Raw genomic sequence first — 4,710 nt, 5'->3', positions numbered from 1 at the left:
TCCTCGGGGGTCGACGGGTCGGACACGTCGTGTCGCTTCACGCCGCCGCGGTACCACGCGGAGTAGAGGCGGCCGTCGCGGAACTCGAAGTTGTGCGCGGTGGTCCAGACGCCGCCGTACGTCGGGTTCGGCGACGGCGGCGGGTCGATAGTCGAGTAGCGTTCGGGCGCGGCGGGGTCCGACACGTCCCAGAGGTCGATGCCGGACGGTCCGCCGACCAGACGCGACTCCTCGTCGTCGTCGTTCGTGCCGACGCGGCGCGCCCACGACTCTTTGCCGACGCGAGGAGCGTGCCCGACTCGTCGGTGGCGACGTAGTGGTGGTTGCCCGGCGGGACGAGGGCCTCGCCGCGTCCGGACCCGGCGAGTTCGGTCGGGTCGGGCGCGTCGACGCTCCCCACGTGCGTCGGCGTCGTCGGGTCCGACACGTCGAGAATCCACGTCCCGGCGTCCCAGTGGGCGAGGTAGGCGGTGTCCTCGTGGACGTACACGTCGTGGAGCGACTTCCGTCCGTTCGACACGTCGGTCCACGCCTCGTCGACGTCCGGGAGCGACCACCGACCGACCGCCCGGCCGGACTGCAGGTCCATCACGACCAGCACGTTCGTGTCGCCGTCGTTGCGCGTCAGGTAGGCGTAGCGTCGCGGGCGAAGCAGTTGTGGATGGGGTACGCCGTCTCGAAGAAGGAGACGCGTTCGGGCGCGGCGGGGTCCGACACGTCGACGACGAGGACGCCCGCGACGGCGCCGGGGAGGGGGTTGGCCGGGCCGACGACGACCAGCGTCTCGGGGTCGGTCGCGTCGAGTTTCACGTCGTAGATACCGCGGAGCGGGCCGTTCTCGTGTTCGTCGACCGGTTCGCGCACCTCCGCGAGGACGCGGGGCCGGTCGGGGACGGAGACGTCGACGGTGGCGTACCCCGTCGACGCCGCGAGGTAGGCGACGGCCCCGTCCGGCGAGACGACGGCCTCCTTCGTCCCGTCGACGTCGACGGAGCCGTAGGGTTCGTACGGGCCGGGGTGAGCGTCGACGCGACCGGACGCCGACAGCGAGAGACCGGCCGCGCCGAGGAGGGCACCCGTGCGCAGGAACTCACGGCGATGCATACTCCCGTTCGGTGTTCCGGAAGGATAAGTCGGGTGCCTGCCGACCCGAGCGATTCGTCGGAGACTCGGTACGAGGGGAACGGACGAGTCCTCGCGGCCTACAGGCGAGACCGGTCCCCGGTCCCGCCTGCGACGCGACTGTCGAGGCTTCGCGGCCTAAAGCCGCGACCGGTCGCCAGTCCCGCCGGTCATCGCACTCGCCACCGCTCCCTGCACCACCACCTCGTCGCCGAGCGTGGTCAACTCTATCTGCGGGACGTTCACCATCACCATGTCGTCCATCCGTTCGCGGATGGGATCGAGGACGAGGTCCGGGTTGTTGAGGGCCACGGCCCCGCCGACGTAGATGGTCAGCGGTGCGTACGCGTGGACGATGTTGGCGATGCCCATCGCGTTCCAGTGGCCGACCTGGTCGACGACGTACCGGGCGAACTCGTCGTCTTCGGCGTGGTCGAACACGTCGGCGGCGGAGAAGTCGGGGTCCTCGATGGGCAGCGACGTCTCCACGTCGTCCTCGCTGTGGAGGAACTCGGCGTAGCGCGGGATGTTGTTGCCGGAGCAGTACGCCTCCCAGTGGCCGTCGTGTCCGCATCCGCAGGTGAGCAGTCCCTGCGGGTCGAGCGTCATGTGCCCGACTTCGCCCGCGTTGCCGTCCCACCCCGAGAGGACGTTGCCGTCGACGCAGACGCCGGCGCCGACGCCCGAGGAGATGGTGACGTACACCATGTCGTCGGGGTTGCGTTCGGAGTGGAACCGTTCGCCGATGACGCCCGCGTTCGTGTCGTTGTGGAGAAAGACGCGGTCGGTGTCGAGGAGGACCGAGATGGGTCCCGTGAGCGGGATGCGGTCGATGGTGTCCGGGAGGTTCGCCGGGTTCTCGACGGCGCCCTCCGCCAAGTCCAGCGGACCGATGGAGGCCACGCCCGCGGCGACGGCCTCGTCGGGACGGATGCCCGCCTCCGAACACGTCTCGCGGACGACGCGGAGAACCGCCTCCGTCACCGCGATGCCCGTCGGGCCGCGAGGCGTCCCGTCGCTTCGACTGGCGACGACAGTGCCCTCGTCGTCGGCTACGACCGCGCGGATGTTGGTCGCCCCGAGGTCGACACCCACGTAGTAAGCCATTGTACGGGTACGCGTTAGCCCGGCACTTAACTAAGAGGTTTCTCACGCGGATTCGAGTACGAGTTTCGCGCGACGAAGCCGAGGCGACGGGTCACCGCGTCCCGAGAACGCTCACTTCGTGTCGGCGCGGACGAACGTGACCGGGCAGGGCGCAGAGAGCATGACCTCCTGTGCGACGCTGCCGAAGACGGCCTTGCCGGCGGGGGACCGACGGCGGCCCCCGACGATGACGCGGTCGGCGTTCACGTTCTTCGCGAGGGTGACGATGGACTCGCCGTGGTCGCCGACGCGTCCGCGGACCTCGTACTCGACGCCCGCCTCGTCGAGGGCGGCGACCAGTTCGCGGACCGTCGAGTGCCGCGTCGCCACGTCGTCGGCGGACACCTCGTCGCCCTCGTGTCGAAGTCGAGGTTGTCGAGGGCCGAGTCGTACTCCTCGCGCGTGAACACGTGCCCGAGGACGACGCGGGCGCGGTGGGGCCGGCGACGTCTATCGTCTCCTCGGCGAGTCGTTCGAGTCTGTCTTCGTCGCCGGGTCCGACGGCTAAGAGAATGGTTTCTATCGCCATACTGGAGGAAAGATTCTCCGCTACCTTAACTGTAGCGACTTTTTTACTCTGTTCCGAATGAACTTTTCTACGGGCTACCGACGCCGGAGGCACACGTGTCCGTGTCACGTGCTACCGTCAAGTAAGTTACTGCGCCCCCGACTGCGCGGCGGCGAATCGCTATATGCGTGCCGTCCCACGGACCGATATGCTCACTCCGGAGTTGGACGACCGCGTTGCGCTGGTGACCGGCAGTGCGCGAGGCGTCGGACGGGCCATCGCCCTCCGCGCGGCCGCCTCGGGCGCCGCCGTCGCGATACACTACCACACGAGCGACGAGGCCGCCGCAGAGGCCGCCGCAGAGGCCCGCGAACTCGGCGCGCCCGCCGCGACGACGGTGCAGGGCGACGTGACCGACCCCGACGCCGTGGACGCGATGTTCGAGGACGTGGAGGCGGAACTGGGCACGGTGGACCTCCTCGTGAACAACGTCGGCGACTTCGCGCCCCAGCACTGGGCGGAGATACCGTTCGAGACGTGGAAGCGCGTGGTCGAGACGAACTTCTACGGCACCGTCCTCTGCGCGAGGCGCGCCCTCCCGGGGATGCGCGAGCAGTCGTGGGGGCGCATCGTCAACGTCGGCTACGCCGGCAGCGAGAAGGCACTCGTCTACCCGAAGAACTTCCCCTACTTCGTGGCGAAGACGGGCGTGCTGATGTTCACGCGGATGCTCGCGGCGGACACGCAGGACGACGGCGTCACGGTCAACGCCGTCTCGCCGTACGTCGTGGACACCTCCGACGAGTTCCCCGACGACGCCCCCCGCGGCCGGTGGGCGAGCGTCGAGGACGTCGCGCACGCGGTGGCGTTCTTCTGGGACGACGACTCCGGCTACATCTCCGGCGAGAACGTCGAAATCGACGGCGGCTGGCTGCCCGAGACCCTGTGAGGCCGCGCCGCGTCCGTACCGGTCGCTCCGCGGGTGGGCGAACGACGCTCGCGCGGAGAAGGGGTACCGTTCAGTAGTCGGGTGCGTCGTCTTCGACCGACCGCTTCAGCGACTCACGGCGGGACTTGGCGTCTCGACCGGTCGCTTCGAGGAGGAACGTGTTCTTCGCGTCGACGGCCTCGCCGGCCGCCTCGAGTTCGTCGGGGCCGAGTTCGGTCGGGTCGCGTTCGTGGAACTCGACGGCGAGTTTGTCCTTCTTGCCGCTGTACTCCACCGCACCGGCGACGACTTTCTCGAAGACGGGGTTCGAGGGTTCGCCGACGACGAACAGGTCGCTCCCCTTGTACTCCTCGGTGTCGGTGATGGGGCCGAACATCTCCTCGACGTACGACTCCATGTCCGGAACTCGCTCATCGAGGGTCTCTCCGCGACGCATCTTGTACTCCTTCATGACCCGTGGTTTGACAGGGGATGGTTTACCTGTTTCGTCCCTCGTCGCCTCTTATGCCCTATAAAAGCGTCTCCGGGCGCCTATAAGCGATTTACGAGTGCGGCGGGGGGCGTTATATACTCGCCGCCGCGACTACAGTTGTCGCTCCGCGATGTAGCCCTGCTTGCACTCCGGACAGATGTCGCCGGCCCGCATCGAAGAGGCGCCCGCCGACCGGGCGTGACCGCAGTTGGGACAGTAGAACTCGATTCGGTCGTCGGGGACGTCGGACTGCAGTTCGCCCTGTTGCTCCGCGCGGGTGAACCCGTCGTCGCCGGCAGTGATGTAGTCTTCCTCCGCCGCGTCGTCGCCGACGTGGCCGTTCGCCTCGGGCGTGAGACCGCCGAACGACACGTCCTCGCTCGGACTCCCGTCGGACGGTTCGGCCGCGAATCCCTCGTCTTCGCCCTCCTGAACGGGCCAGGACGGTTCGCGGTCCTCGACGTCCTCGCGTTCGGGCCACTCGCCGCGTTCGCGGTCCACGTCCACGTCGTC

The 4,710-nt window shown here is 68.5% G+C and carries 3 protein-coding genes and 3 pseudogenes; 1 reads left to right on the top strand and 5 read right to left on the bottom strand.

All coding sequences use genetic code 11. From position 1 onward, the window contains the following. The 3 genes and pseudogenes from GJ632_RS19490 to GJ632_RS19480 form a co-directional block, all read right to left on the bottom strand. Window positions 1-1,104 (bottom strand): annotated as a pseudogene (locus GJ632_RS19490) (LVIVD repeat-containing protein); the annotation flags it as partial. 156 nt (window positions 1,105-1,260) lie between these two features. Then, on the bottom strand, window positions 1,261-2,229 hold the full coding sequence (locus tag GJ632_RS19485) for an ROK family protein (protein WP_089804454.1): 969 nt from the start codon (window positions 2,227-2,229) through the stop codon (window positions 1,261-1,263). 111 nt (window positions 2,230-2,340) lie between these two features. Then, window positions 2,341-2,797 (bottom strand): annotated as a pseudogene (locus GJ632_RS19480) (universal stress protein). 187 nt (window positions 2,798-2,984) lie between these two features. Between GJ632_RS19480 and GJ632_RS19475 the strand changes: the two are divergent. Then, window positions 2,985-3,725: an SDR family NAD(P)-dependent oxidoreductase gene (locus GJ632_RS19475; protein ID WP_191453806.1), complete on the top strand. Its 741-nt coding sequence runs from the start codon at window positions 2,985-2,987 to the stop codon at window positions 3,723-3,725. Between the two features lie 70 nt (window positions 3,726-3,795). Here GJ632_RS19475 and GJ632_RS19470 read toward each other — a convergent pair whose 3' ends face one another. Next, window positions 3,796-4,176 (bottom strand): DUF5611 family protein, encoded by a 381-nt coding sequence (locus tag GJ632_RS19470; protein ID WP_191453805.1) that lies wholly within the window; start codon window positions 4,174-4,176, stop codon window positions 3,796-3,798. Window positions 4,177-4,308: 132 nt separating this feature from the next. Further along, a pseudogene (locus tag GJ632_RS19465) lies at window positions 4,309-4,710 on the bottom strand (hypothetical protein); the annotation flags it as partial.

It is taken from the genome of Halogeometricum sp. CBA1124, assembly GCF_009741955.1.
Lineage (GTDB): Archaea > Halobacteriota > Halobacteria > Halobacteriales > Haloferacaceae > Halogeometricum > Halogeometricum rufum.
Note: the sequence above shows the minus strand (reverse complement) of the source record. Positions and strands in the feature narration are given on the sequence as shown.

Bases quoted from the DNA above. Each gene is read 5' to 3' on its own strand.
- GJ632_RS19470 (WP_191453805.1), bottom strand. From the start codon at position 4,176: ATGAAGGAGTACAAGATGCGTCGCGGAGAGACCCTCGATGAGCGAGTT.
- GJ632_RS19485 (WP_089804454.1), bottom strand. From the start codon at position 2,229: ATGGCTTACTACGTGGGTGTCGACCTCGGGGCGACCAACATCCGCGCG.
- GJ632_RS19475 (WP_191453806.1), top strand. From the start codon at position 2,985: ATGCTCACTCCGGAGTTGGACGACCGCGTTGCGCTGGTGACCGGCAGT.